Source organism: Fictibacillus solisalsi, assembly GCF_900103485.1.
GTDB classification, from domain to species: domain Bacteria; phylum Bacillota; class Bacilli; order Bacillales; family Fictibacillaceae; genus Fictibacillus_C; species Fictibacillus_C solisalsi.
On record NZ_FNHW01000009.1, the window covers coordinates 15,556 to 40,475 of the forward strand.

Sequence of the window (24,920 nt, forward strand, 5' to 3'; positions counted from 1 at the left end):
TTTGAGGGAAGAAGATGTCTTCCCTTTCCTCTACTTAATGAAGCCTTTGTAATGCCGTTTAATCAACTGGCTTTCAATTTGCTTCATCGTGTCTAATGCCACACCTACAACAATCAGTAAGCTCGTGCCGCCAATCTGAATCGAAGACGGAAGGTTGAGCCCTGGAATTGCTGTAAAGATTACCGGGAGAATAGCGATAAACGCAAGGAATAGAGATCCTACAAAAGTTAATCGATATAGAATTTTCGTAATATACGATTGGGTGTTGGCTCCCGGACGAATACCTGGGATATAACCACCCTGTTTCTTCAAGTTATCAGCCATTTGTTCTGGATTGACCTGAATGAACGTGTAGAAGTACGAAAATCCAATAATTAAAAGCGCATATAAAATCATTCCGACTGGCTGGGTGTAGTCAAACGTGCTGACAATCCACTTTGTTACATTGTTTTGCTCGAAAAAGCCGGCAATAGTACGAGGAGTAATAATCAGGGAAATCGCAAAGATAACCGGGATGACTCCTGCTGCGTTGACTTTAATCGGCAAATGCGTGGATTGGCCGCCAACAGGCTTTGTTCCGACGACGCGTTTTGCATACTGAATCGGGATCTTGCGCAAACCTTGTTGAATGTAGATAACACCGACAACGATTAAAATAATAGCGACCAGTAACAGAAGTACAGTTACAATGTGCATAAACAGCTGATCGTTTGCGCCTTTGAATTGCGCTGCATATATCTGGTTAACAGCTGTAGGAATAGCTGCGACAATCCCCGCGAAAATGAGAACGGAAATCCCATTTCCAATTCCCTTAAGGGTAATCTGCTCACCTAACCACATCAAAAAGGCAGTTCCGGCAGTCAACACTAACGCAATAAACAAATACGTCATGATTCCCGGGTTCGAAATCAGTCCAGGGAACAGGTTGTTAAACCCGATGGACATTCCGATGGCCTGGATAAAGCCAAGGACAATTGTTCCGTATCTGGTGAACTGAGCCAGCTTGCGTCGGCCCACTTCCCCTTGTTTACTCCACTCTGTGAACTTAGGAACCACATCCATTTGAAGCAGCTGAACAATGATTGATGCTGTAATGTATGGCATGATACCCATTGCAAAGATGGAGAAGTTTTTTAATGCTCCACCACCGAACGTGTTCAAGAATCCAAAAATACTTGCGTTATTTTCAGTACCAAACTTAAGAACCTCGCGATTCACACCTGGAACAGGAATAAACGTTCCGATCCTGAAAACGATCAGCATCAAAAGTGTAAATAGAATCTTGTTTCTCAGATCACCCACACGCATAATGTTGGAGATTGTCCGGAACATTAAATCACCTCAGTTTTTCCGCCGGCCGCTTCAATCGCTTCTTTCGCAGAAGCGGAGAACTTATGGGCCTTAACTGTAAGCTTAACTCCTAACTTGCCATTTCCTAACACTTTAATACCGCTGTTTTCTTTGCTTACCACACCAGTTTCGATAAGAAGTTCCGGAGTTACCTCTGTACCTTCTTCAAAACGTGCAAGTTTTTCAAGATTAACAATTGAGTACTCTTTGCGAGTTGGGTTTGTGAATCCACGTTTAGGCAAACGACGTGCTAATGGATTTTGTCCACCCTCAAATCCAGGACGAACTCCGCCACCAGAACGTGCTTTTTGACCTTTGTGTCCACGACCACTTGTTTTACCATTTCCTGAACCGATACCACGTCCTACGCGGTTGCGTGTTGAACGGGATCCTTCAGCTGGTTTCAACTCATGAAGTTTCATGTGAGCACCTCCTCATGATTTAATTAACGTTTTACGCGTCGATTTCGTTTACAGTCACAAGGTGAGATACCTTGTTAACCATACCACGGATAGCTTGGTTGTCTTCGTGTACAACCGTTTGATGCATTTTTCTAAGACCTAAAGTCTTAACAGTTACACGCTGATTCTCAGGACGTCCGATAACACTGCGTGTGAGGGTGATTTCTAATTTCTTAGCCATCTACTGTTCCCTCCTTAACCTAAAAGCTCTTCGACTGATTTGCCGCGAAGTTTCGCAACGTCCTCAGCACGTTTAAGATTTCTTAATCCTTCAATCGTAGCACGCACCATGTTGATTGGGTTGTTAGATCCAAGTGATTTAGAAAGAATATCAGCTACTCCAGCAAGTTCTAGTACCGCACGGACAGGTCCACCTGCGATAACTCCAGTACCCTCAGAAGCAGGCTTAAGCAATACTTTTCCTGCGCCAAATTGTCCTGTAATTTGGTGAGGGATTGTTGTACGAACAACTGGTACTGTAATAAGATTTTTCTTTGCGTCTTCAATTGCTTTACGGATCGCGTCTGGTACCTCTTGAGCTTTACCAGTACCAAATCCGACATGACCATTTTTGTCACCAACGACAACAACTGCAGCAAAGCGGAAACGACGTCCACCTTTTACAACCTTCGCTACACGGTTGACCGTTACGACACGTTCTTCAAGTTCAAGTTTATTAGGGTCGATACGCATCAGTTTCCCTCCTTCTATTAAAATTCTAACCCAGCCTCACGGGCTGCATCAGCTAATGCTTTTACACGTCCATGATATAAATAACCGCCACGGTCGAATACTACTACTTTAACGCCTTTTTCTGAACCACGCTTAGCAATAGCTTCGCCGATTGCTTTCGCTGCTTCAACGTTACCGCCGTTTTCGATACCTACTTCTTTATCCATAGAAGAGGCAGATGCGATTGTTACTCCGTTCACATCATCGATCAGTTGAGCATAAATGTGCTTGCTAGAACGGAATACGTTCAAACGAGGACGTTCTGCTGTTCCGATTACAGAGCGGCGAACACGAGCATGTCTTTTTTTACGAGCGACATTTTTATCCGCTTTAGTGATCATCCTATGCACTCCTTTCCGCTAACTTCTTAACCGGTCTTATTTACCAGTCTTACCTTCTTTACGTCGTACAAACTCACCTTCATAACGAATTCCTTTACCTTTGTAAGGCTCTGGAGAACGGATTGAACGGATGTTTGCTGCAACTTCACCAACACGCTGCTTGTCGATACCTTTAACTATCACTTTTGTGTTAGAAGGAACGTCGATGTCGATTCCGTTTTCAGGAACGATTTCTACTGGGTGAGAGTATCCAACGTTAAGGATCAGTTTGTTTCCAGATTTAGATGCACGGTAACCTACACCAATGATTTCGAGTGCTCTTTCGTAGCCGTTAGTAACACCGATAACCATGTTGTTAAGTACGCTTCTAGTTGTTCCGTGTAAAGCACGGTGCTCTTTGTGATCGCTCGGGCGCTCAAAAGTGATTGTGCTTTCAGCCACGTTAATTTTAATATCTTTGCTGAATTGTCGAGTTAGTTCTCCCTTTGGACCTTTAACAGTTACGAAGTTATCCTTCACATCAACTGTTACGCCGCTTGGGATCTCAACAGGTTTATTACCTACGCGAGACATAATGACACCTCCATTCGCTGCTAAAATTTTACCAAACGTATGCTAATACTTCGCCGCCGACTTGTTGCTGGCGAGCTTCTTTGTCAGTTAGAATGCCTTTTGAAGTGGATACAAGCGCAATCCCCAATCCTCCAAGTACTCGTGGAAGTTCAGTTGATTTTGCGTATACACGAAGTCCAGGCTTACTGATTCTCTTAAGACCAGTAATTACACGCTCATTGTTAGAACCGTATTTAAGGAAGATGCGAATCATCCCTTGTTTATTATCTTCAATGTATTCTACATCGCGTACAAAACCTTCACGCTTGAGGATTTCTGCGATCTCTTTTTTAATTGTAGAACCAGGAACCTCTAATTTATCGTGACGAACGGTGTTAGCGTTGCGAATACGAGTAAGCATATCTGCAATTGGATCTGTCATGACCATTGATATTTACCTCCTTCCCTTTGTTCAGGGTATTACCAGCTGGCTTTTTTAACACCAGGAATTTGACCTTTATAAGCAAGTTCTCTAAAGCAAATACGGCAGAGTTTAAACTTGCGGATTACTGAATGAGGACGCCCGCATCGTTCACAGCGAGTGTATTCCTGCACTTTGAACTTTTGCTGGCGTTGTTGCTTAGCAATCATAGATTTCTTTGCCACGGGTTTACCTCCTTTGGCTTAAAGATTATTTTTGGAAAGGCATTCCTACTTGAGTCAATAGCTCACGAGCCTCTTCGTCCGTGTTGGCAGTCGTTACGATAACGATGTCCATACCGCGAACTTTATTTACTTTATCGTAATCGATCTCTGGGAAGATCAATTGTTCTTTAACACCAAGAGTGTAGTTACCACGGCCATCAAAAGCTTTCTTTGAAATACCACGGAAGTCACGTACACGTGGAAGTGCAACTGCGATTAATTTGTCTAAGAAATCATACATGCGCTCTCCGCGAAGAGTAACTTTTGTACCGATTGGCATCCCTTCACGAAGCTTGAAGCCTGCGATAGATTTCTTAGCACGAGTAATTACTGGCTTTTGACCAGCGATTGTAGTTAGTTCTTCAACAGCTGTATCCAGCACTTTAGAGTTGGAAACTGCGTCACCAACACCCATGTTGATTACGATTTTTTCGATCTTTGGAACTTCCATTACAGAAGTGTAATTAAACTTCTCTACTAGAGAAGGAACAATCTCACTTTTATAACGCTCTTGTAGACGGTTCATCAAGATGCCCTCCTTTCACTGCGATTATTTATCTAAAACTTCACCTGATTTAGCTACACGAACTTTTTTACCATCGACTTCTTTGTATCCTACACGGGTAGGAACGTTTGTCTTTGGATCTAGAGGCATTACGTTAGAAACATGAACCGGAGCTTCTAGGCTTACGATTCCACCTTGTGGATTAGCCTGAGACGGTTTCGAGTGTTTCTTAACGATATTAACGCCTTCTACAAGGACACGATTTTGTTTCGGATAAGCTTCAAGAATTACTCCTTGTTTGCCTTTATCCTTACCGGAAATCACTTGTACTTTATCGCCTTTTTTAACATGCATTGGCATGAGCGTGTTGCACCTCCTTACAAGCCTGCAGATTTGAGCCTTGCATTCTATTGATAATTAAAGCACTTCTGGAGCAAGTGAAACGATCTTCATGAACTGCTTGTCACGAAGTTCACGAGCAACCGGTCCAAAGATACGAGTACCACGAGGACCTTTGTCATCACGAACGATTACTGCTGCGTTCTCGTCAAAACGGATAGTGGATCCGTCGTTACGGTGCATTCCGCGTTTTGTACGAACAACTACCGCTTTAACAACGTCACCCTTCTTAACAACGCCGCCTGGTGTTGCAGATTTTACAGAACAGACGATGATGTCACCAACGTTAGCGTATTTGCGTCCAGAGCCGCCAAGAACTTTAATGCATAGCAACTCACGAGCACCAGAGTTGTCAGCTACTTTTAAACGAGTCTCTTGTTGAATCATGCGAATTGACCTCCTTTCGGATACATTTTCGATCCGAACATATATTAAATAACTACTGCTTCTTCAACCACTTCTACTAAACGGAAACGCTTGTCTTTAGAAAGCGGACGAGTTTCCATGATTCTTACCAAATCATTCACTTTTGCAGTGTTGTTTTCATCATGAGCTTTAAACTTCTTAGAGTACTTAACACGCTTGTTATATAAAGGGTGTTTTTTGTAAGTCTCTACAAGCACAGTGATTGTTTTGTCCATCTTGTCAGAAACTACACGGCCAAGATAAACTTTACGTTGGTTTCGTTCACTCATTGTGCGAACCTCCTCTCAATATTAAGCGTTAGTAATCCCTAGCTCTCTTTCACGTAAAACAGTTTTTGCACGGGCAATTGCTTTACGAACTTCACGAATGCGGGCAGGGTTTTCTAATTGACCTGTAGCGAGTTGAAAACGAAGATTGAAAAGCTCTTCTTTTAGAGACTTAGCATTTTGTTCGATTTCAGCAGTGGTCATGTTACGGATATCATTAGCCTTCATTAGTGTCACCACCCACTTCTTCGCGTTTTACAAATTTACATTTGATTGGAAGCTTGTGTGCAGCAAGACGAAGTGCTTCACGAGCTACCTCTTCAGATACACCAGCGATTTCAAACATAATTTTTCCTGGTTTTACTACAGCAACCCATCCTTCAGGTGCCCCTTTACCGGAACCCATTCGAACTTCTAGAGGCTTAGCTGTGTAAGGCTTTGACGGGAAAATTTTAATCCATACTTTACCGCCACGTTTCATGTAACGAGTCATCGCGATACGAGCTGCTTCGATCTGGCGGTTAGTGATCCAAGATGCTTCAACAGCTTGCAAACCATATTCACCGAATGCTACTTCAGCTCCGCCTTTTGCACGTCCGCGCATTTTTCCGCGGTGTTCACGGCGGTATTTAACACGTTTTGGCAATAACATATTATTTGCCTCCTTCCTCTTTTTTCGTTCCTCTTGTTGGAAGGACTTCCCCACGGTAGATCCAGATTTTCACACCAAGTTTACCGTAAGTTGTGTCAGCTTCTGCAGTTCCGTAGTCGATGTCTGCACGAAGGGTATGAAGAGGAACAGTTCCTTCACTGTAAGATTCTGAACGAGCGATATCAGCTCCACCAAGACGTCCGGATACTTCAGTCTTGATACCTTTTGCTCCAGCACGCATAGAACGTTGGATTGCTTGCTTCATTGCACGGCGGAAAGACACACGGTTTTCCAATTGACGAGCAATATTTTCGGCAACAAGCTTAGCATCAACATCTGCTTGCTTAATTTCAAAGATGTTCACATGTACTCGCTTGCCAGTAAGTTCGTTAAGTGCTTTACGAAGTGCTTCAACTTCAGTACCACCCTTACCGATAACCATACCTGGCTTAGCAGTTTTGATTGTGATATTCACGCGGTTTGCTGCACGCTCGATTTCAACACCGGATACAGCCGCGTCTTTTAGTCGTTTTTCGATATATTTACGAATTTTAAGATCTTCGTGTAATAGATCAGCATAGTCTTTATCAGCGTACCATTTTGAATCCCAGTCACGAATAACGCCAATACGTAGTCCTATCGGATTTACTTTTTGACCCACGTCTTATCCCTCCTTCTTTTCAGAAACAACGATAGTGATGTGGCTAGTACGCTTGTTAATACGGCTTGCACGTCCCATAGCACGAGGACGGAAACGTTTTAACGTAATGCCTTCATCTACGAATGCAGATGATACCACAAGGTTGTTTGGTTCCATTTCATAGTTGTGTTCCGCGTTTGCGATAGCAGATTTTAACACCTTTTCAATCACTGGAGAAGCAGCTTTTGGTGTAAGGCGTAGAATCGCAAGTGCTTCGCCTACTTGCTTACCTCGAATCAAGTCGATAACAATTCTAGCTTTACGAGGAGCAATACGCACTTGTTTAGCAACAGCTTTTGCTTGCATTTTGTGTACCTCCCCTCAATTAACGTCTTGTTTTCTTATCATCAGCGGCATGACCTTTGTAAGTACGAGTTGGTGCGAATTCACCCAACTTGTGTCCGACCATGTCTTCTGTAACATAAACCGGTACGTGCTTACGGCCATCATATACTGCTAATGTGTGTCCGATGAATTCCGGGAAAATTGTAGAACGGCGAGACCAAGTTTTAATAACTTTTTTGTCATTAGATTCGTTCAAGCCTTCAACTTTTTTCATTAAGTGGTCATCAACAAAAGGTCCTTTTTTCAAACTGCGACCCATACGTGAACCTCCCTTCGCGATTGCGCTACGGTTCGATTGAACCGTAGAACAAACACGTTATTTTTTACGACGACGTACGATGTACTTGTCTGTTGGATTGTTTTTCTTACGAGTCTTGTAACCAAGAGTCGGTTTGCCCCATGGTGACATTGGTGATTTACGTCCGATTGGAGCGCGACCTTCACCACCACCGTGCGGGTGATCATTAGGGTTCATTACAGAACCACGAACTGTCGGACGGATACCCATCCAGCGAGAACGACCAGCTTTACCTACGTTAACTAGTTCATGCTCAAGGTTACCTACTTGGCCGATTGTTGCACGGCAAGTTAGAAGGATCATACGAACTTCGCCAGAACCTAGACGAACAAGAGCGTATTTTTCTTCTTTACCAAGAAGCTGAGCTTCAGCACCAGCAGAACGAACCAGCTGACCGCCTTTACCAGGTTTAAGCTCGATGTTGTGGATTGTAGAACCTACAGGAATGTTCGCAAGTGGAAGTGCATTCCCTACTTTAATGTCAGCCTCAGGGCCCGACATGATTTCTTGACCTACTTTAAGTCCTTTAGGAGCAAGAATGTAACGTTTTTCACCATCAACATAGTTGATAAGCGCGATGTTAGCCGTACGGTTTGGATCGTATTCGATCGTAGCAACGCGTCCTGGTATTCCATCTTTGTTACGTTTAAAGTCGATAATTCTGTATTTACGCTTGTGCCCACCGCCTTGGTGACGGACAGTAAGTTTACCTTGGTTGTTACGTCCAGCCTTTTTGCTAAGTGGAGCAAGCAATGATTTTTCCGGTTGGTCTGTTGTAATCTCAGCGAAGTCCAACTGAGTCATATTACGGCGACCGTTAGTGATCGGTTTAAACTTTTTGATACCCATGTGTGTTTCCCTCCTTTACCTGTTTCTCGGTTTATACTCCCTCAAAGAAATCGAGTTCTTTGCTTTCTGGAGTTAGTGTAACAATCGCCTTCTTACGCTTTGCGGTGTAACCAGAATGACGACCTACACGCTTGAATTTCCCTTTGGAGTTTACAGTATTTACTGATGCAACTTTAATCCCAAAGATTTCTTCAAGAGAAGACTTGATTTGAGTCTTTGTTGCGCGAGTGTCAACTTCAAAAGTGTATTTACCATCAGCCATAATTTCAGTAGAACGCTCTGTAATTACGGGGCGCTTAATAATATCTCGTGCATCCATTATGCAAGCACCTCCTCTACTTTTTCCACAGCGTCTCTTGTCATAACAAGCTTGTCGTGGTTAAGCACATCAAGCACGTTTACACCGCTTGCTGTAACGACTGTTACACCAGGGATGTTACGAGCAGATAACGCAACAAATTCGTTGAAGTCACCTGTCACAACAAGTGCTTTGCGATCTGCGGATAGATTTGTTAGTACTTGTTTCATGTCCTTTGTCTTAGGAGCGTCAAAAGAAAGAGCATCAAGTACGACTAGGTTATTATCGATAACCTTGGAAGAAAGTGCAGATTTAATTGCTAAACGGCGTACTTTCTTAGGTAATTTGTAAGAATAGCTTCTTGGTGTTGGTCCGAATACAGTTCCACCACCAACCCATTGTGGAGAGCGGATTGAACCTTGACGAGCACGCCCAGTTCCTTTTTGTCTCCATGGTTTGCGTCCACCACCAGCAACTTCAGAACGGTTTTTCACGTCATGGTTACCTTGGCGTTGAGACGCTTGCTGCATAACAACAGCATCAAATAACACATTTTGGTTTGGTTCAATACCGAAAACGGAAGCATTAAGCTCTAGGTCGCCTGCTTGAGAACCATCTTGTTTGTAAATAGCTACTTTAGGCATCGATGTATCCTCCCTTCTTATTTAGCTTCTTTTGCTTTTACAGCAGCATTAATTGTAACGTAGCTTTTCTTCGCACCAGGTACGTTACCTTTGATTAGAAGCAAGTTGCGCTCAGCGTCAACTTTTACTACTTCTAGGTTTTGAACAGTAATTGTATCTCCGCCTGTACGTCCAGGTAGGTTTTTACCTTTGAATACACGGTTAGGGTCAACTGCACCCATAGAACCAGGACGACGGTGGTAACGAGAACCATGGCTCATCGGTCCGCGGGATTGTCCGTGACGCTTGATTACACCTTGGAATCCTTTACCTTTTGATGTGCCGGTTACATCCACGATGTCACCTTCTGCGAAAATATCAACCTTGACTTCTTGACCAACCTCATATTCCGCGCCTTCTACATTGCGGAATTCTTTAACGAAGCGCTTAGGGTTTGTGTTAGCTTTAGCAGCATGCCCTTTTGCAGGCTTGTTCACACGGCTTTCTTTCTTGTCATCAAATCCTAATTGGATTGCTTCGTATCCGTCGTTTTCAGCAGTTTTCTTTTGAAGAACAACGTTTGGAGTAACTTCTACCACAGTAACTGGGATAAGATCACCGTTTTCTGCAAACACTTGAGTCATTCCAACTTTTTTACCTAAGATTCCTTTGGCCATTAGTCACACCTCCTATTAAATGTTAAATGTTGTTTTTATATTGTGAATTCACACGAATTAAAGTTTGATTTCAATGTCCACGCCAGATGGAAGATCCAAACGCATTAATGAATCAACAGTTTGCGGCGTTGGCTCGATGATATCGATCAAGCGCTTATGTGTGCGCATTTCGAACTGCTCACGAGAATCCTTATATTTGTGCACCGCACGTAGGATTGTGTAAACAGCTTTCTCAGTTGGAAGCGGAATCGGTCCGGATACTTTTGCACCAGAACGTTTTGCTGTCTCAACAATTTTCTCAGCAGACTGATCAAGAATTCTGTGATCATACGCTTTTAATCGAATACGAATCTTTTGCTTTGCCATTATTTTCCCTCCTTTATTCGCCCATTTTGATAAACAGACATTACTCCCACGGAAATTTACCTGACAGACATCCGCCATGGCAATGGGGCCGGGTGTGTCAGCAACCTTCCGGATCATCGCAAATGAATGACCAACATTACTTATTATAGTAAAAACAGCTGCCCAATGCAAGCTATTCTTATAAATATTTTTCTCGGTCGCACACTTTTTCTATTATAGGGGCAAACCTGCATAAAATCAAGGATAAATACAAACTGGAAAAATGATCTTGTCGTGTTTCTTCTATAGTAATAGAACAAAAAAAGCATCCCGGAAATTCGGGATGCTTCTTTATATGAAAGACTATTCAGTGATAGTTGCTACTACTCCAGCACCTACTGTACGTCCACCTTCACGAATAGAGAACTTAGTTCCTTCTTCGATCGCGATTGGAGCGATTAGTTCAACAGTCATTTCGATGTTGTCTCCAGGCATAACCATTTCAGTTCCTTCTGGAAGTTGGATGATACCAGTTACGTCAGTTGTACGGAAGTAGAACTGAGGACGGTAGTTAGAGAAGAATGGAGTGTGACGTCCACCTTCTTCTTTTGAAAGAACATAAACTTCAGATTTGAACTTAGTGTGAGCTTTAACAGTTCCTGGCTTAGCAAGAACTTGTCCACGCTCAACATCCTCACGGGATACCCCACGAAGAAGTGCACCGATGTTGTCACCAGCTTCAGCATAGTCAAGAAGTTTACGGAACATTTCAACACCAGTTACAGTAGTTGATTTTGGCTCTTCAGTAAGACCAAGGATCTCAACAACGTCACCGACTTTAACTTGTCCACGCTCAACACGTCCAGTAGCAACTGTACCACGGCCAGTGATTGAGAATACGTCCTCAACAGGCATCATGAATGGCTTGTCAGTGTCACGTGGAGGAGTTGGGATGTACTCATCAACTGCGTCCATAAGTTCGATGATTTTTTCTTCCCACTCAGCATCTCCTTCAAGAGCTTTAAGAGCAGAACCTTTGATTACAGGAACATCGTCTCCTGGGAAATCGTACTCGGAAAGAAGGTCACGAACTTCCATTTCAACTAGTTCAAGAAGTTCTTCGTCATCTACCATGTCACATTTGTTCAAGAATACAACTAGGTAAGGAACACCTACTTGACGAGAAAGAAGGATGTGCTCACGAGTTTGTGGCATTGGGCCGTCAGCAGCAGATACTACTAGGATCCCTCCGTCCATTTGTGCAGCACCAGTGATCATGTTTTTAACATAGTCAGCGTGTCCTGGGCAGTCAACGTGTGCATAGTGACGCTTGTCAGTTTCATACTCAACGTGTGCAGTTGAGATTGTGATTCCGCGTTCGCGCTCTTCTGGAGCACCGTCGATTTGGTCGTAAGCCATTGCAGCACCTTTACCGCTTCTTTTAGCAAGTACAGATGTGATAGCAGCTGTTAAAGTTGTTTTACCGTGGTCAACGTGACCGATTGTGCCGATATTGGCATGCGTTTTGGAACGATCAAATTTCTCTTTAGCCATGAGAAAGATTCCTCCTTAATATGTGTGAAAATTAGTTGATTTATTTATATAAACAGACGGATTGTCTGCCTATTCTAGCTTACATGAAAAGCAAGCCTGTTACAACTGGCAACCATTATTGTCCAGTTGATTTTTTGATGATTTCTTCTGAAATGGATTTTGGTACTTCTTCGTAGTGATCAAAGTGCATGGAGTAAGTTCCACGTCCTTGTGTACGAGAACGAAGTGAAGTTGCATAACCAAACATTTCAGCAAGTGGTACCATCGCTTTAACCACTTGAGCATTACCTCGAGCTTCCATACCTTCAACGCGTCCGCGTCGGGAGGTTACGTCACCCATAATGTCTCCCATGTATTCTTCAGGAACAACCACTTCTACTTTCATGATTGGCTCAAGGATAGCAGGGTCACATTTTGATTTTGCGTTCTTAAGTGCCATGGAACCGGCAATCTTAAACGCCATTTCGTTGGAGTCAACGTCATGGTATGAACCGTCAACGATTCTTGCTTTAAGATCAAGCAATGGGAATCCAGCAAGCATACCATTTTTCATTGATTCTTCAATACCGGCTTGTACCGCTGGGATGTATTCACGAGGAACAACACCACCGACGATTTTGTTTTCAAATACGAATCCAGATCCTTCTTCACCTGGCTCGAACTCGATCCAAACGTGACCGTATTGACCACGACCACCGGACTGACGTACGAACTTACCTTCAACCTTAGCCGCTTGGCGGATGGTTTCACGGTATGCAACCTGTGGAGCACCTACGTTCGCTTCAACTTTGAATTCACGTTTCATACGGTCAACAAGGATATCAAGGTGAAGCTCACCCATACCACCGATGATCGTTTGTCCTGTTTCTTCATCAGTTTCAGTTCGGAACGTTGGATCCTCTTCAGCAAGTTTCGCAAGAGCCATACCCATTTTGTCCTGGTCAGCCTTAGACTTAGGCTCAATGGACAAGTGGATTACCGGCTCAGGGAATACCATGGATTCAAGGATAACCTGGTCCTTCTCATCACAAAGAGTATCACCGGTTGTAGTATCTTTCAAACCTACAGCTGCCGCGATATCTCCAGCATATACAGTAGAGATCTCTTCACGGTGGTTGGCGTGCATCTGAAGGATACGTCCTACGCGCTCACGCTTACCTTTTGTAGAGTTCTGTACGTATGAACCTGAATTCAATGTACCGGAATACACACGGAAGAAAGTAAGTTTACCAACGTAAGGGTCAGTCATAACTTTAAATGCCAAGGCTGAGAATGGAGCTTCATCGCTAGATACACGGGAAACTTCTTCTTCAGAATCAGGAAGATGTCCTTTGATTGCTTCTACATCTGTAGGAGCAGGCAAGTAGTCAAGAACTGCATCCAGCATAAGCTGAACACCTTTGTTTTTGAAAGCAGATCCACAGATTACAGGGTAGAACTCAACGTTTACAGTACCCTGACGGATTGCGGCTTTGATTTCATCGTTAGTAAGCTCTTCGCCTTCTAAGTATTTCATCATCAATTCTTCATCAAGCTCAGCTACAGCTTCGATAAGCTTTCCACGGTACTCTTCCGCTTGTTCTTGATATTCAGAAGGAATTTCACCAACTGTGATATCTGTTCCAAGGTCGTTACCGTAGAAGACAGCTTTCATCTCAATAAGGTCGATGATGGCTTCGAACTGATCTTCAGCACCGATAGGAAGCTGAATTGGGTGTGCGTTTGCACCAAGACGGTCATGAAGTGTCTTTACAGAGTAAAGGAAATCAGCACCAATCTTGTCCATTTTGTTTACGAAAACTACACGGGGTACCCCGTAAGTTGTTGCTTGACGCCATACAGTTTCAGTTTGTGGTTCAACCCCAGACTGTGCATCTAGTACAGCTACAGCTCCGTCTAATACACGCAATGAGCGTTCTACTTCTACTGTAAAGTCTACGTGTCCAGGAGTATCAATGATGTTGATACGGTGACCTTTCCACTGAGCAGTTGTAGCAGCGGAAGTGATTGTAATTCCGCGCTCTTGTTCCTGCTCCATCCAGTCCATTTGGGAAGCACCTTCGTGCGTTTCACCAATTTTGTGGATTCGACCTGTATAGTAAAGTACACGTTCAGTTGTTGTTGTTTTACCGGCATCGATGTGAGCCATGATCCCGATGTTACGCGTATTTTTTAAGGAGAATTCTCGTGCCATGAATTTCTCTCCTTCCTATACATAGGAAATATTTTTTTATAGTGGGATAGAGACAGCCAATAAACTGTCTCTTGTGTTTTTTACCAGCGGTAGTGAGCAAACGCTTTGTTTGCTTCTGCCATTTTGTGCATATCTTCACGCTTCTTCACGGAAGCTCCAGCATTGTTGGCGGCATCCATGATTTCGTTGGCAAGACGTTCTTCCATTGTCTTTTCCCCACGAAGACGAGCGTAGTTAGTCAACCAACGAAGTCCTAGAGTCGTACGACGCTCTGGGCGAACTTCAACTGGTACTTGGTAGTTAGCTCCACCCACACGGCGGGCACGAACTTCAAGTACTGGCATGATGTTTTTAAGAGCTTGTTCGAAAACTTCCATTGGCTCTGAGTTTGTGCGTTCTCTAATAATGTCAAATGCATTATAAAGAATGGTTTGTGCTACTCCTCTTTTACCGTCAATCATAATTTTGTTGATTAGACGAGTTACAAGCTTAGACTTGTAAATTGGATCAGGTAACACATCACGACGAGATACAGGTCCTTTACGAGGCATTGTGTCCCCTCCTTTCTCCTATTTATTTCTTATTTATTTCAACTTACTTTTTAGCAGCTTTAGGACGCTTAGTTCCGTATTTGGAACGACCTTGCATACGGTTGTTTACACCAGCAGTATCAAGCGCACCACGAACGATGTGGTAACGTACCCCCGGTAAGTCTTTTACACGTCCGCCACGGATCAACACAACGCTGTGCTCTTGAAGGTTGTGCCCGATCCCAGGGATGTAAGCAGTCACTTCAATTCCGTTAGTTAAACGTACACGAGCGTATTTACGAAGAGCCGAGTTCGGTTTCTTCGGTGTCATTGTACCAACACGAGTACATACCCCACGTTTTTGCGGAGATGAAACATCGGTTTGAGCTTTCTTGAAGCTGTTGTAACCTTTGTTAAGTGCTGGAGAGTCAGACTTTTTACCTTTTGACTCACGGCCTTTACGAACCAATTGGTTAATTGTAGGCATTTGTTTTTCCTCCCTTCTTATCCTTTTTTCTAAGACCACTGAACCAGGTGGTTCATCTTTGGACAAAAGAAAGTTTTTGCGAGAGGCCACGCAAGCGGCGTCGCAAAAACATTTAATTTATCCTTTTATCGCAACAGTTGCGGCTCCAACATCAATCCCGCAAGCTTTGCCAAGCTTTTTCATGGAATCGACTCTCGTAATCGGGACAAGTCTTTCCTGTGCAATCTGCAATACTTTACCGGTTACACGAGGGTCAGCATCATCGGCAACGACGAGCTCTCTAACTTCCCCGTTTTGCAAAGCCTTAATGGTTTGCTTAGTTCCTACGATAAAATCAGAAGCCTGTGTCACTTTTTCATAAGACATCGTTATATCCTCCAAAGTAACATTTCTTAGGAGCACTCAGATATAATATCACTCATGTGCTCCCAATGTCAACACTTCTCTTGTTAATCTTGTGAGACTAGCTCTGTTGCTTCTGATCCCACAGTTTCTTCGTCAGTGGAGACCGGAGAATCCATTCCGACGTTGCGGTATAGGGACATACCTGTACCTGCAGGGATCAGTTTACCAATAATTACGTTCTCTTTCAATCCGAGTAATTCATCCCGTTTACCTTTGATTGCCGCATCAGTCAGGACACGAGTCGTTTCCTGGAAGGATGCTGCTGACAAGAAGGATTCTGTTTCAAGAGAAGCTTTGGTAATACCAAGCAATACAGGACGTCCTGTTGCCGGGATTCCGCCTTCAAGAAGAATCTTTCTGTTTGCATCAGTAAAGGTATGAATATCAACCAACGCACCAGGCAGTACATCGGTATGGCCGGCATCGATGATACGGACCTTGCGAAGCATCTGGCGGACCATTACTTCCACGTGCTTGTCGCCAATTTCTACCCCTTGCATACGGTATACTTTTTGAACTTCACGCAGCAAGTATTCCTGAACACCTTCTGCTCCACGGACTTTGATCAATTCTTTCGGGTCGATGGAACCTTCAGTCAGTACCTGACCGGCAGTTACTACATCACCCTCTGCAACTTTAATGCGGGCACCATATGGAACGGTGTAAGAACGGGTTTCGATTTCACCTTGAACAAGGATCTCACGCTTCTCTTTGGATTCGTTGATATTGATGACTGTACCTTCAAGCTCAGAAATCAAAGCCTGACCTTTCGGGTTACGTGCTTCAAACAATTCCTGGATACGCGGTAAACCTTGGGTGATATCGTCTCCTGCTACACCACCTGTATGGAAGGTACGCATCGTAAGCTGTGTTCCCGGCTCCCCGATGGATTGTGCAGCGATAATACCAACCGCTTCCCCAACTTCAACGTCAGAGCCTGTTGCCAGGTTGCGGCCGTAACATTTCTTACAAACACCGTGACGGGTATCACATGTAAATACGGAACGAAGGGTTACTTCTTCCACTCCGGCATCGACAACAGCTTGAGCGGAATCTTCCGTAATTTGTTCATTTTTGCTGACAAGAACTTCGTTCGTTTCCGGATGGTATACGGTTCTGAAGGCTGTACGGCCAACAAGACGCTCGTATAGGTTCTCGATCACTTCGTTTCCTTCTTTGATCGCTGCCACTTTAAGGCCGCGGTCGGTTCCGCAGTCATCCTCACGGACAATAACGTCCTGTGCAACGTCTACAAGACGGCGTGTCAAGTAACCGGAGTCAGCTGTTTTCAGTGCAGTATCGGCAAGACCTTTACGTGCACCATGTGTAGAGATAAAGTATTCGAGTACCGTCAGACCTTCACGGAAGCTGGATTTGATCGGCAACTCAATGATTTTACCAGCCGGGTTGGCCATGAGACCACGCATACCGGCAAGCTGCGTAAAGTTAGATGCGTTACCACGGGCACCAGAGTCACTCATCATGAAGATCGGGTTTCTCTTATCAAGGGTAAGCATCAGTTTTTGCTGGATTTCATCCTTCGCCTGGCTCCAGATGTTGATGACGCGCTCATAACGCTCGTCTTCTGTAATCAGACCACGGCGGAATTGTTTTGTTACAGTAGTAACCTTTTCTTCTGCCTTTTCAAGGATAACCTGTTTCTCCGGCAATACGACGATGTCGGAAACACCAACGGTAATACCAGCTCGTGTGGAATACTTAAATCCAAGCTCTTTCATGCGGTCAAGCATCTTGGATGTTTCGGTAATCTTGAATCGTTTGAACACTTCTGCAATGATTTTTCCGAGAATTCCTTTTTTGAACGGATCTACTTCATCATGCTTAGCGATTTCTTCTTTAATATTCGCAGCTTGAGGAAGGAAGTATTTCTCTGGTGTTTCAATTTGCAGGTTGGTTGTTGTCGGCTCATTGATGTATGGGAACGACTCCGGAAGAATCTCGTTAAAGAGAAGCTTACCGACAGTTGTCATCAGCATCATGTTTTGCTGGTGTTCCTTAAATGAAGGTTTGTTTAAAGTTGAAACTGGAACAGCAATACGGGTATGAAGATGGACATAACCATTTTCGTACGCCACGATTGCTTCGTTTGCATCTTTAAAGACAGATCCTTCACCAATGGCACCTGCACGCTCCATTGTAAGGTAGTAGTTACCCAATACCATATCCTGTGACGGTGTAACAACCGGTTTACCGTCTTTAGGATTTAGGATGTTTTGTGCAGCCAGCATGAGCAAACGTGCTTCAGCTTGTGCTTCAGCAGATAAAGGTACGTGAACCGCCATTTGGTCACCATCGAAGTCAGCGTTGTATGCTGTACATACGAGCGGGTGAAGACGAATCGCACGGCCTTCAACAAGTGTAGGTTCGAATGCCTGGATACCCAGTCTGTGAAGCGTAGGGGCCCGGTTCAAGAGTACCGGGTGCTCTTTGATTACATCTTCAAGAACATCCCAAACTTCAGGCTGAACGCGCTCTACCTTGCGCTTCGCACTCTTAATATTATGAGCAAGGCCTTTAGCCACGAGCTCTTTCATTACAAATGGTTTGAAAAGCTCAAGAGCCATTTCCTTAGGAAGACCACATTGGTACATCTTAAGGTGAGGACCTACCACGATAACGGAACGGCCGGAATAGTCAACACGCTTACCAAGAAGGTTTTGACGGAAACGACCTTGTTTCCCTTTAAGCATATGAGAAAGTGATTTTAACGGACGGTTGCCCGGCCCTGTTACAGGACGGCCGCGGCGTCCGTTGTCGATTAGCGCATCAACCGCTTCCTGAAGCATACGTTTTTCGTTTTGTACGATAATGTTCGGCGCACCCAAGTCCAAAAGACGCTTCAAACGGTTGTTACGGTTAATCACACGGCGGTACAAGTCGTTCAAATCGGATGTGGCAAAACGTCCTCCGTCAAGCTGCACCATCGGGCGAAGCTCAGGCGGAATGACAGGAAGAACATCCAAGATCATCCAGTGTGGCTCGTTTCCTGAATGACGGAACGCTTCCAGTACTTCAAGGCGTTTAATCGCACGGGTACGGCGCTGTCCTTGCGCTGTTTTCAATTCTTCCTTCAGCTGGTCGACTTCTTTTACAAGGTCGATATCTTCAAGAAGACGGCGGATCGCCTCCGCTCCCATTTGTGCAGTAAAGCCTTGACCGTATTTTTCACGGTATGACCGGTATTCTTTTTCAGAAAGCAGCTGTTTTTTCTCCAGCGGCGTTTCACCCGTATCTGTCACCACGTAAGATGCAAAGTAAATGACTTCTTCCAGTGCTCTTGGAGACATATCAAGTACAAGACCCATACGGCTTGGTATTCCTTTGAAATACCAAATGTGCGAAACAGGTGCAGCAAGCTCGATGTGACCCATACGGTCACGTCGAACTTTAGCACGAGTTACTTCTACGCCACAGCGATCACATACAACACCTTTATAACGGACACGTTTGTATTTACCGCAATGACATTCCCAGTCCTTTTGGGGACCAAAAATACGCTCACAGAACAAACCGTCTTTTTCAGGCTTTAATGTACGATAGTTGATCGTTTCTGGTTTTTTCACTTCTCCTCTTGACCAGGAACGGATCTTGTCTGGAGAAGCGAGGCCTATTTTCATATACTCAAAATTGTTTACGTCTATCAAGGAGCAAACCTCCCTTATGATATCCTGTTTTTATTCACTCACAGTGTAAGATTCAAGATTTAAATTAAGCTTTTCGCTCGCCTGATCTTCTTCATCATCAAGCTCGCGCATTTCAATTTCTGTGTCGTCTCCGGACATGATCTTAACATCCATTCCGAGTGACTGAAGTTCTTTGATCAATACTTTGAATGATTCAGGAACTCCTGGTTCCGGAACGTTCTCGCCTTTGACGATCGCTTCGTATGTTTTCACACGGCCGACCACGTCATCGGACTTGACGGTAAGTATTTCTTGAAGTGTATAAGCGGCACCATATGCTTCGAGTGCCCATACCTCCATCTCACCAAAACGCTGTCCACCAAACTGTGCCTTACCACCAAGCGGCTGCTGGGTAACAAGAGAGTATGGTCCGGTTGAACGGGCATGAAGTTTATCATCAACCATGTGAGCCAGTTTGATCATGTACATGACCCCAACAGACACACGGTTGTCGAATGGAACCCCGGTTCTTCCGTCATAAAGAACGGTTTTACCGTCACGGGCCATTCCTGCTTCTTCAATGGTTTCCCAAACATCTTCCTCACGGGCACCGTCAAATACCGGTGTTGCCATATGAAGGCCCAGCTGTCTTGCAGCCATTCCCAAGTGTAGTTCAAGCACTTGCCCGATGTTCATACGGGAAGGTACGCCCAGCGGGTTCAACATGATATCGATTGGTGTTCCATCTGGAAGGTACGGCATATCTTCTTCCGGCATAATGCGGGAGATAACACCTTTGTTACCGTGGCGGCCGGCCATTTTATCTCCTTCGTGGATCTTACGCTTTTGCACGATGTACGCACGAACAAGCTGATTCACACCAGGAGGCAGCTCATCGCCGTCTTCACGGTTAAATACTTTTACGTCGAGGATAATCCCGTCGCCGCCGTGTGGCACTCTTAGGGATGTATCACGGACTTCACGTGCCTTTTCACCAAAGATGGCGTGTAGAAGACGTTCTTCGGCTGTAAGTTCCGTAACCCCTTTAGGTGTTACTTTACCCACAAGAATGTCGCCGTCTTTTACTTCAGCACCCACACGGATAATACCACGGTCATCCAGATTGCGAAGAGCCTCTTCCCCTACGTTAGGGATGTCTCTTGTAATCTCCTCAGGCCCGAGTTTTGTATCACGTGCTTCAGACTCGTACTCCTCGATGTGAATGGATGTATACACATCATCTTTTACCAGACGCTCGCTCATGATAACGGCATCCTCGTAGTTGTAGCCTTCCCATGTCATGAATCCAACAAGAACGTTACGGCCAAGCGCAAGTTCTCCCTTTTCCATGGATGGTCCGTCTGCAAGGATTTCTCCCTTTACTACACGGTCGCCTTTAGAAACGATCGGACGCTGGTTATAGCACGTTCCCTGGTTGGAACGGATAAATTTAAGACAATTGTAGCGGTCAAGCTGACCTTCTACTTCTTTTCCATCCACGACTTCAATTCGTCGCACCTGGACTTGTTTCGCCGTTACTTTTTCAACAATTCCTTCGTATTTACAGATGACAGCTGCACCAGAGTCTTTTGCAGACACGTGCTCCATTCCTGTTCCAACAACCGGAGCTTCCGGAACCATCAAAGGAACCGCTTGACGCTGCATGTTCGCACCCATCAAGGCACGGTTGGAGTCATCGTTTTCAAGGAACGGGATACACGCCGTTGCAGCAGATACAACCTGCTTTGGAGAAACGTCCATGTAATCAATTCGATCACGTCGGACAATCGTGTTTTCACCACGGAAACGGGCAATAACGTCTTCGTTCAAGAACGAACCATCATCACCAAGAAGTGAGTTCGCCTGTGCTACTACATAGTTATCTTCCTCATCGGCTGTGAGGTAGTCGATTCGCCCTGTCACTTTACCAGTTTCAGGATCGACGCGGCGGTATGGAGTTTCAATGAATCCATACTCGTTTACCTTCGCATAGCTGGATAAGGAGTTGATCAAACCAATGTTTGGTCCCTCAGGTGTCTCGATCGGACACATACGCCCATAGTGGGAATAGTGAACGTCACGCACCTCAAATCCTGCGCGCTCACGCGTAAGTCCACCTGGTCCCAATGCGGATAGACGGCGCTTATGTGTAAGTTCTGCGAGCGGGTTGGTCTGGTCCATGAATTGAGAAAGCTGAGAGCTTCCAAAGAATTCTTTAATAGCAGCAATCACTGGACGGATATTGATCAGTGCCTGCGGTGTGATGGCGTTAGTATCCTGAATGGACATACGCTCACGAACGACACGCTCCATACGGGACAACCCAATACGGAATTGGTTTTGGAGCAGCTCGCCTACTGAACGCAAGCGGCGGTTTCCAAGGTGGTCAATATCATCTGTGTTGCCCACACTGTGAAGCAGGTTGAAGAAGTAATTAATAGAAGCAATGATGTCAGAGACTGTAATGTTCTTTACAGACTTTTCAACGTTCGCATTACCAATTACTTTGATGACGCGCTCACCGTCTGGATCGTCCGGAGCATAAATGTTAATAGACTGAAGCGGAATATCCTGATCTTCAGCTACGCCGCCTGCCGGAGTCACATGACGGAACCCAATGCCGTTTTCAAGGTAAGGAAGCACCTTGTCCAGCGTACGTCGGTCCAGCAGAGTGCCTGCTTCTGCAATCACTTCTCCTGTTTCCGGATCTGCAAGGGATTCAGCCAGCTTTTGGTTGAATAAGCGGTTTTTGATATGAAGCTTTTTGTTGATTTTATAACGGCCCACGCTTGCAAGGTCATAACGTTTTGGATCAAAGAAGCGTGAGTCTAACAAACTCTTGGCATTATCGACAGTAGGCGGTTCGCCGGGGCGAAGGCGCTCATAGATTTCTAGGAGTGCTTTTTCCGTACCCTCTGTATTGTCTTTATCAAGAGTGTTTCTTAAATACTCGTCTTCGCCAAGAAGGTCGATGATTTCTTGATCAGAACCAAACCCTAATGCACGAAGCAATACGGTAATAGGAATTTTCCTTGTGCGGTCAATGCGCACATATACGATGTCCTTGGCGTCTGTTTCAAACTCCAGCCAGGCACCCCGGTTTGGTATAACAGTGGCAGTGAAACCCTTTTTACCGTTTTTATCAATTTTTTCACTGTAGTAGACACTCGGTGAACGAACAAGCTGAGAAACAATTACACGTTCAGCACCGTTGATCACAAACGTGCCTGTATCTGTCATTAACGGGAAATCTCCCATAAATACTTCTTGCTCTTTCACTTCGCCAGTCTCTTTATTAATGAGACGCACCTTTACACGAAGCGGCGCAGCATAAGTTACATCACGCTCTTTTGATTCTTCCACAGGATATTTCGGCTCTCCTAAGCTATAGTCGATAAACTCTAGCACGAGATTTCCTGTGAAATCTTCAATTGGCGAAATGTCCTGGAACATTTCACGCAGTCCCTCATCAAGAAACCACTGATAGGAAGCGGTTTGAATTTCGATTAGATTCGGTAATTCAAGCACTTCGCTAATTCTTGCGTAACTTCTTCGTTGGCGGTGGCGTCCAAACTGAACTAGTTGACCTGTCAACTGATTCACCCCTCAAATCCAGCGTTTTTTCTTGTTCCTATATACTCTAACATTCTACTATCGAATGCCAGAAAGACAAAAAGAAAAAGGGTTTTCTTTCAAAACCACAATTTCAATCGAGCAACAGATTATATAATTTTGTCCAATTTCTTCTCTTGATATACCTAGAAATAGTTGTTATATCGAGGTTTTTTCTGCATTTGAACACAAAGGCAGAAAATGTGAATTCATTGGCATTTTACAATAATAGCATAGACCCTAGGCGGAGTCAACATTTTTTTGCACGAATAATAAAATATCCTTTGCTTTTGGAAACGGTCTCTACCTCATCAAAAACTGCCTTAAGTTTCTCGATGGCGGAAGGAGCTCCCTGCTTCTTTTGAATGACAACCCACAGCTCTCCATTGCTTTGCAATTTTTCATAAGAGTCTTCAAAAAGCTGATGGACAACCCTCTTTCCTGCCCGGATAGGCGGATTGGTGAGTATCGCCGCAAATCCCGACTCCTGTACATTGTCAAAAAGATTGCTCTTTCGCACTTCAACATTGGATATTCCGTTTTTCCTTGCGTTTTCCCGGGTCAACTCGAGCGCCCGTTCGTTCACATCCACCATCAGCAATTGACGGCTTTCATCTTCTTTCGCAAGCGCAAGCCCGATCGGACCATACCCACAGCCCACATCCAAACAATCTCCACTGATTTCCGGGAAGACAAATTCCTCGATCAGCAGCCTGCTTCCAAAATCGACTTCTTTTTTGGAGAACACACCGGCGTCCGATGTGAATTTCAATTCACGGTTTCTCAGAACAAACGTCCAGGTTTTCGGATTGCTTTTCGCATCAGGATTTTCTGAATAATAATGGCCACTCATGTTTTTCTCCCTTTCATCCAAAGGAATTCCTGATATCAGTATTACCCAAATGATTTCAAATAAAAAGGTCCGCCTGTTGGCGAACCCTTTTTTGGTTTAAGATTACTTAACTTCTACAGAAGCTCCAGCTTCTTCAAGTTTAGCTTTAATTTCTTCAGCTTCTTCTTTAGCAACGCCTTCTTTAACATTGCTTGGAGCACCGTCAACTAGTTCTTTAGCTTCTTTAAGACCAAGTCCAGTGATCTCACGAACTACTTTGATAACTTTGATCTTAGAAGCGCCAGCGCTTGCAAGAACTACATCAAATTCAGTTTGCTCAGCAGCAGCGTCTGCACCAGCAGCTCCACCAGCAACAGCTACAGGAGCTGCAGCAGTTACACCAAACTCTTCTTCAATTGCCTTAACTAGGTCGTTAAGTTCTAAAACTGTCATGCTTTTTAGGCTTTCAATGATTTCTTTAGACATTATAATTTCCTCCTTAGTTAGTTAAATCTTATTTGATTTAAAACGAAAGGCTTATGCGCCTTGTTCTTCTTTTTGCTCTGCAACGGCTTTAGTAACCAACGCAAAGTTGCGGATTGGCGCTTGAAGCACGCTGAGTACCATAGAAAGAAGTCCTTCGCGTGATGGAAGATCTGCAAGAGCTTTAACTTCCTCAAGTGTTGCGATACGGCCTTCAATTACACCAGCTTTGATCTCAAGAGCTTCGTGCTCCTTAGCAAAGTTGTTAAGGATTTTAGCCGGAGCCACTACGTCTTCATTGCTGAATGCAATTGCTGTAGGACCAACCAAATGCTCGTTAAGCTCAGATAAGCCAGTTTCGTCAGCTGCACGTCGAGTCATTGAGTTTTTGTAAACTTTAAACTCGATTCCAGCTTCACGAAGTTGTTTACGAAGCTCAGTTACTGCCGCTACAGTCAAACCACGATAGTCAACAAGAATTGTTGACTTGCTCTCGCGCAATTGTCCAGCGATGTCAGAAACCAACTGCTTCTTAGTTTCAATAATGCTGCTCATCCTTACACCTCCTGTAGAATAGTCTTGTCATCTTCATACCGTAGCCATAAGAAAAGCCTCCATGACAGACATGGAGGCGTAGGTTTCAGAAATTAAGCAA

32 protein-coding genes and 1 other annotated feature (1 of these 33 running past the window's edge) are annotated in these 24,920 nt (G+C 44.4%); all 32 genes read right to left on the minus strand.

Annotated elements, in window-relative coordinates; genetic code table 11:
• Nucleotides 1-30: 30 nt before the first annotated feature.
• The gene (gene secY / locus BLT53_RS23630) at nt 31-1,332 is read right to left on the minus strand and encodes a preprotein translocase subunit SecY (RefSeq protein ID WP_090239631.1); all 1,302 of its coding nucleotides are present in this window, start codon (nt 1,330-1,332) and stop codon (nt 31-33) included.
• On the minus strand, nt 1,332-1,772 hold the full coding sequence (gene rplO, locus BLT53_RS23635) for a 50S ribosomal protein L15 (RefSeq protein ID WP_053356181.1): 441 nt from the start codon (nt 1,770-1,772) through the stop codon (nt 1,332-1,334). The genes secY and rplO overlap by 1 nt, the downstream gene beginning before the upstream one ends.
• Nucleotides 1,773-1,803: 31 nt before the next feature.
• Nucleotides 1,804-1,992, minus strand: a complete 189-nt coding sequence (gene rpmD, locus BLT53_RS23640; RefSeq protein WP_061975703.1) for a 50S ribosomal protein L30 — start codon at nt 1,990-1,992, stop codon at nt 1,804-1,806.
• Between the two features lie 14 nt (nt 1,993-2,006).
• Nucleotides 2,007-2,507 (minus strand): 30S ribosomal protein S5, encoded by a 501-nt coding sequence (gene rpsE / locus BLT53_RS23645; protein ID WP_074440648.1) that lies wholly within the window; start codon nt 2,505-2,507, stop codon nt 2,007-2,009.
• A 14-nt stretch (nt 2,508-2,521) separates the two neighbouring features.
• Nucleotides 2,522-2,884, minus strand: a complete 363-nt coding sequence (gene rplR / locus BLT53_RS23650; RefSeq protein WP_090239634.1) for a 50S ribosomal protein L18 — start codon at nt 2,882-2,884, stop codon at nt 2,522-2,524.
• Nucleotides 2,885-2,920: 36 nt separating this feature from the next.
• On the minus strand, nt 2,921-3,457 hold the full coding sequence (rplF, locus tag BLT53_RS23655; protein ID WP_090239636.1) for a 50S ribosomal protein L6: 537 nt from the start codon (nt 3,455-3,457) through the stop codon (nt 2,921-2,923).
• Between the two features lie 28 nt (nt 3,458-3,485).
• Nucleotides 3,486-3,884, minus strand: a complete 399-nt coding sequence (gene rpsH, locus BLT53_RS23660; protein ID WP_061975693.1) for a 30S ribosomal protein S8 — start codon at nt 3,882-3,884, stop codon at nt 3,486-3,488.
• 32 nt (nt 3,885-3,916) lie between these two features.
• Complete coding sequence (gene rpsN / locus BLT53_RS23665; protein WP_007203538.1) at nt 3,917-4,102, minus strand: 30S ribosomal protein S14; 186 nt, start codon at nt 4,100-4,102, stop codon at nt 3,917-3,919.
• Nucleotides 4,103-4,127: 25 nt separating this feature from the next.
• Nucleotides 4,128-4,667, minus strand: coding sequence for a 50S ribosomal protein L5 (gene rplE, locus BLT53_RS23670; protein WP_061975691.1), 540 nt, complete (start codon nt 4,665-4,667; stop codon nt 4,128-4,130).
• Nucleotides 4,668-4,691: 24 nt separating this feature from the next.
• Entirely contained in the window at nt 4,692-5,000 is a 309-nt protein-coding gene (gene rplX, locus BLT53_RS23675; RefSeq protein WP_061975769.1) for a 50S ribosomal protein L24, read from the minus strand.
• Between the two features lie 63 nt (nt 5,001-5,063).
• On the minus strand, nt 5,064-5,432 hold the full coding sequence (gene rplN / locus BLT53_RS23680; RefSeq protein WP_061975689.1) for a 50S ribosomal protein L14: 369 nt from the start codon (nt 5,430-5,432) through the stop codon (nt 5,064-5,066).
• Between the two features lie 44 nt (nt 5,433-5,476).
• Nucleotides 5,477-5,740, minus strand: a complete 264-nt coding sequence (gene rpsQ / locus BLT53_RS23685; protein WP_061975687.1) for a 30S ribosomal protein S17 — start codon at nt 5,738-5,740, stop codon at nt 5,477-5,479.
• A 21-nt stretch (nt 5,741-5,761) separates the two neighbouring features.
• Nucleotides 5,762-5,965, minus strand: coding sequence for a 50S ribosomal protein L29 (gene rpmC / locus BLT53_RS23690; RefSeq protein WP_090239639.1), 204 nt, complete (start codon nt 5,963-5,965; stop codon nt 5,762-5,764).
• A complete protein-coding gene (rplP, locus tag BLT53_RS23695) occupies nt 5,955-6,389 on the minus strand; it encodes a 50S ribosomal protein L16 (protein ID WP_090239642.1) in 435 nt (144 codons plus the stop codon). Before rplP ends, rpmC begins: the two co-directional genes overlap by 11 nt.
• 1 nt (nt 6,390) lies before the next feature.
• Nucleotides 6,391-7,050: a 30S ribosomal protein S3 gene (gene rpsC / locus BLT53_RS23700; protein WP_090239644.1), complete on the minus strand. Its 660-nt coding sequence runs from the start codon at nt 7,048-7,050 to the stop codon at nt 6,391-6,393.
• 3 nt (nt 7,051-7,053) lie between these two features.
• Nucleotides 7,054-7,395, minus strand: a complete 342-nt coding sequence (gene rplV, locus BLT53_RS23705) for a 50S ribosomal protein L22 (RefSeq protein WP_007203546.1) — start codon at nt 7,393-7,395, stop codon at nt 7,054-7,056.
• A gap of 19 nt (nt 7,396-7,414) precedes the next feature.
• Nucleotides 7,415-7,693 (minus strand): 30S ribosomal protein S19, encoded by a 279-nt coding sequence (gene rpsS, locus BLT53_RS23710; protein ID WP_061975678.1) that lies wholly within the window; start codon nt 7,691-7,693, stop codon nt 7,415-7,417.
• 57 nt (nt 7,694-7,750) lie between these two features.
• The gene (rplB, locus tag BLT53_RS23715) at nt 7,751-8,581 is read right to left on the minus strand and encodes a 50S ribosomal protein L2 (protein ID WP_090239647.1); all 831 of its coding nucleotides are present in this window, start codon (nt 8,579-8,581) and stop codon (nt 7,751-7,753) included.
• A gap of 31 nt (nt 8,582-8,612) precedes the next feature.
• On the minus strand, nt 8,613-8,900 hold the full coding sequence (gene rplW, locus BLT53_RS23720) for a 50S ribosomal protein L23 (protein ID WP_090239650.1): 288 nt from the start codon (nt 8,898-8,900) through the stop codon (nt 8,613-8,615).
• Nucleotides 8,900-9,523 carry a 50S ribosomal protein L4 gene (gene rplD / locus BLT53_RS23725; protein ID WP_090239654.1) on the minus strand — a complete coding sequence of 208 codons (624 nt, stop codon included), beginning with the start codon at nt 9,521-9,523 and terminating at the stop codon, nt 8,900-8,902. The genes rplW and rplD overlap by 1 nt, the downstream gene beginning before the upstream one ends.
• 17 nt (nt 9,524-9,540) lie before the next feature.
• Nucleotides 9,541-10,179, minus strand: coding sequence for a 50S ribosomal protein L3 (gene rplC, locus BLT53_RS23730; protein WP_090239657.1), 639 nt, complete (start codon nt 10,177-10,179; stop codon nt 9,541-9,543).
• 57 nt (nt 10,180-10,236) lie between these two features.
• Nucleotides 10,237-10,545, minus strand: coding sequence for a 30S ribosomal protein S10 (gene rpsJ / locus BLT53_RS23735; RefSeq protein WP_007203552.1), 309 nt, complete (start codon nt 10,543-10,545; stop codon nt 10,237-10,239).
• Nucleotides 10,546-10,887: 342 nt separating this feature from the next.
• Nucleotides 10,888-12,078, minus strand: coding sequence for an elongation factor Tu (gene tuf, locus BLT53_RS23740; protein ID WP_090239659.1), 1,191 nt, complete (start codon nt 12,076-12,078; stop codon nt 10,888-10,890).
• A 115-nt stretch (nt 12,079-12,193) separates the two neighbouring features.
• Complete coding sequence (fusA, locus tag BLT53_RS23745) at nt 12,194-14,272, minus strand: elongation factor G (protein ID WP_090239662.1); 2,079 nt, start codon at nt 14,270-14,272, stop codon at nt 12,194-12,196.
• An 80-nt stretch (nt 14,273-14,352) separates the two neighbouring features.
• Nucleotides 14,353-14,823, minus strand: coding sequence for a 30S ribosomal protein S7 (rpsG, locus tag BLT53_RS23750; RefSeq protein ID WP_090239663.1), 471 nt, complete (start codon nt 14,821-14,823; stop codon nt 14,353-14,355).
• 43 nt (nt 14,824-14,866) lie between these two features.
• Complete coding sequence (rpsL, locus tag BLT53_RS23755; protein WP_090239666.1) at nt 14,867-15,289, minus strand: 30S ribosomal protein S12; 423 nt, start codon at nt 15,287-15,289, stop codon at nt 14,867-14,869.
• A 117-nt stretch (nt 15,290-15,406) separates the two neighbouring features.
• A complete protein-coding gene (locus tag BLT53_RS23760; protein WP_061975660.1) occupies nt 15,407-15,655 on the minus strand; it encodes a 50S ribosomal protein L7ae-like protein in 249 nt (82 codons plus the stop codon).
• Between the two features lie 83 nt (nt 15,656-15,738).
• Nucleotides 15,739-19,359: a DNA-directed RNA polymerase subunit beta' gene (gene rpoC / locus BLT53_RS23765; protein WP_090239668.1), complete on the minus strand. Its 3,621-nt coding sequence runs from the start codon at nt 19,357-19,359 to the stop codon at nt 15,739-15,741.
• Nucleotides 19,360-19,389: 30 nt separating this feature from the next.
• Nucleotides 19,390-22,932, minus strand: coding sequence for a DNA-directed RNA polymerase subunit beta (gene rpoB / locus BLT53_RS23770; protein ID WP_090239671.1), 3,543 nt, complete (start codon nt 22,930-22,932; stop codon nt 19,390-19,392).
• A gap of 268 nt (nt 22,933-23,200) precedes the next feature.
• The gene (locus tag BLT53_RS23775) at nt 23,201-23,803 is read right to left on the minus strand and encodes a class I SAM-dependent methyltransferase (RefSeq protein WP_090239673.1); all 603 of its coding nucleotides are present in this window, start codon (nt 23,801-23,803) and stop codon (nt 23,201-23,203) included.
• 102 nt (nt 23,804-23,905) lie between these two features.
• Nucleotides 23,906-24,268 (minus strand): 50S ribosomal protein L7/L12, encoded by a 363-nt coding sequence (gene rplL / locus BLT53_RS23780; RefSeq protein WP_090239676.1) that lies wholly within the window; start codon nt 24,266-24,268, stop codon nt 23,906-23,908.
• A gap of 51 nt (nt 24,269-24,319) precedes the next feature.
• Entirely contained in the window at nt 24,320-24,820 is a 501-nt protein-coding gene (rplJ, locus tag BLT53_RS23785; RefSeq protein WP_090239678.1) for a 50S ribosomal protein L10, read from the minus strand.
• Nucleotides 24,821-24,860: 40 nt separating this feature from the next.
• Nucleotides 24,861-24,920, minus strand: a sequence feature (ribosomal protein L10 leader region) (it continues 90 nt past the right edge of the window).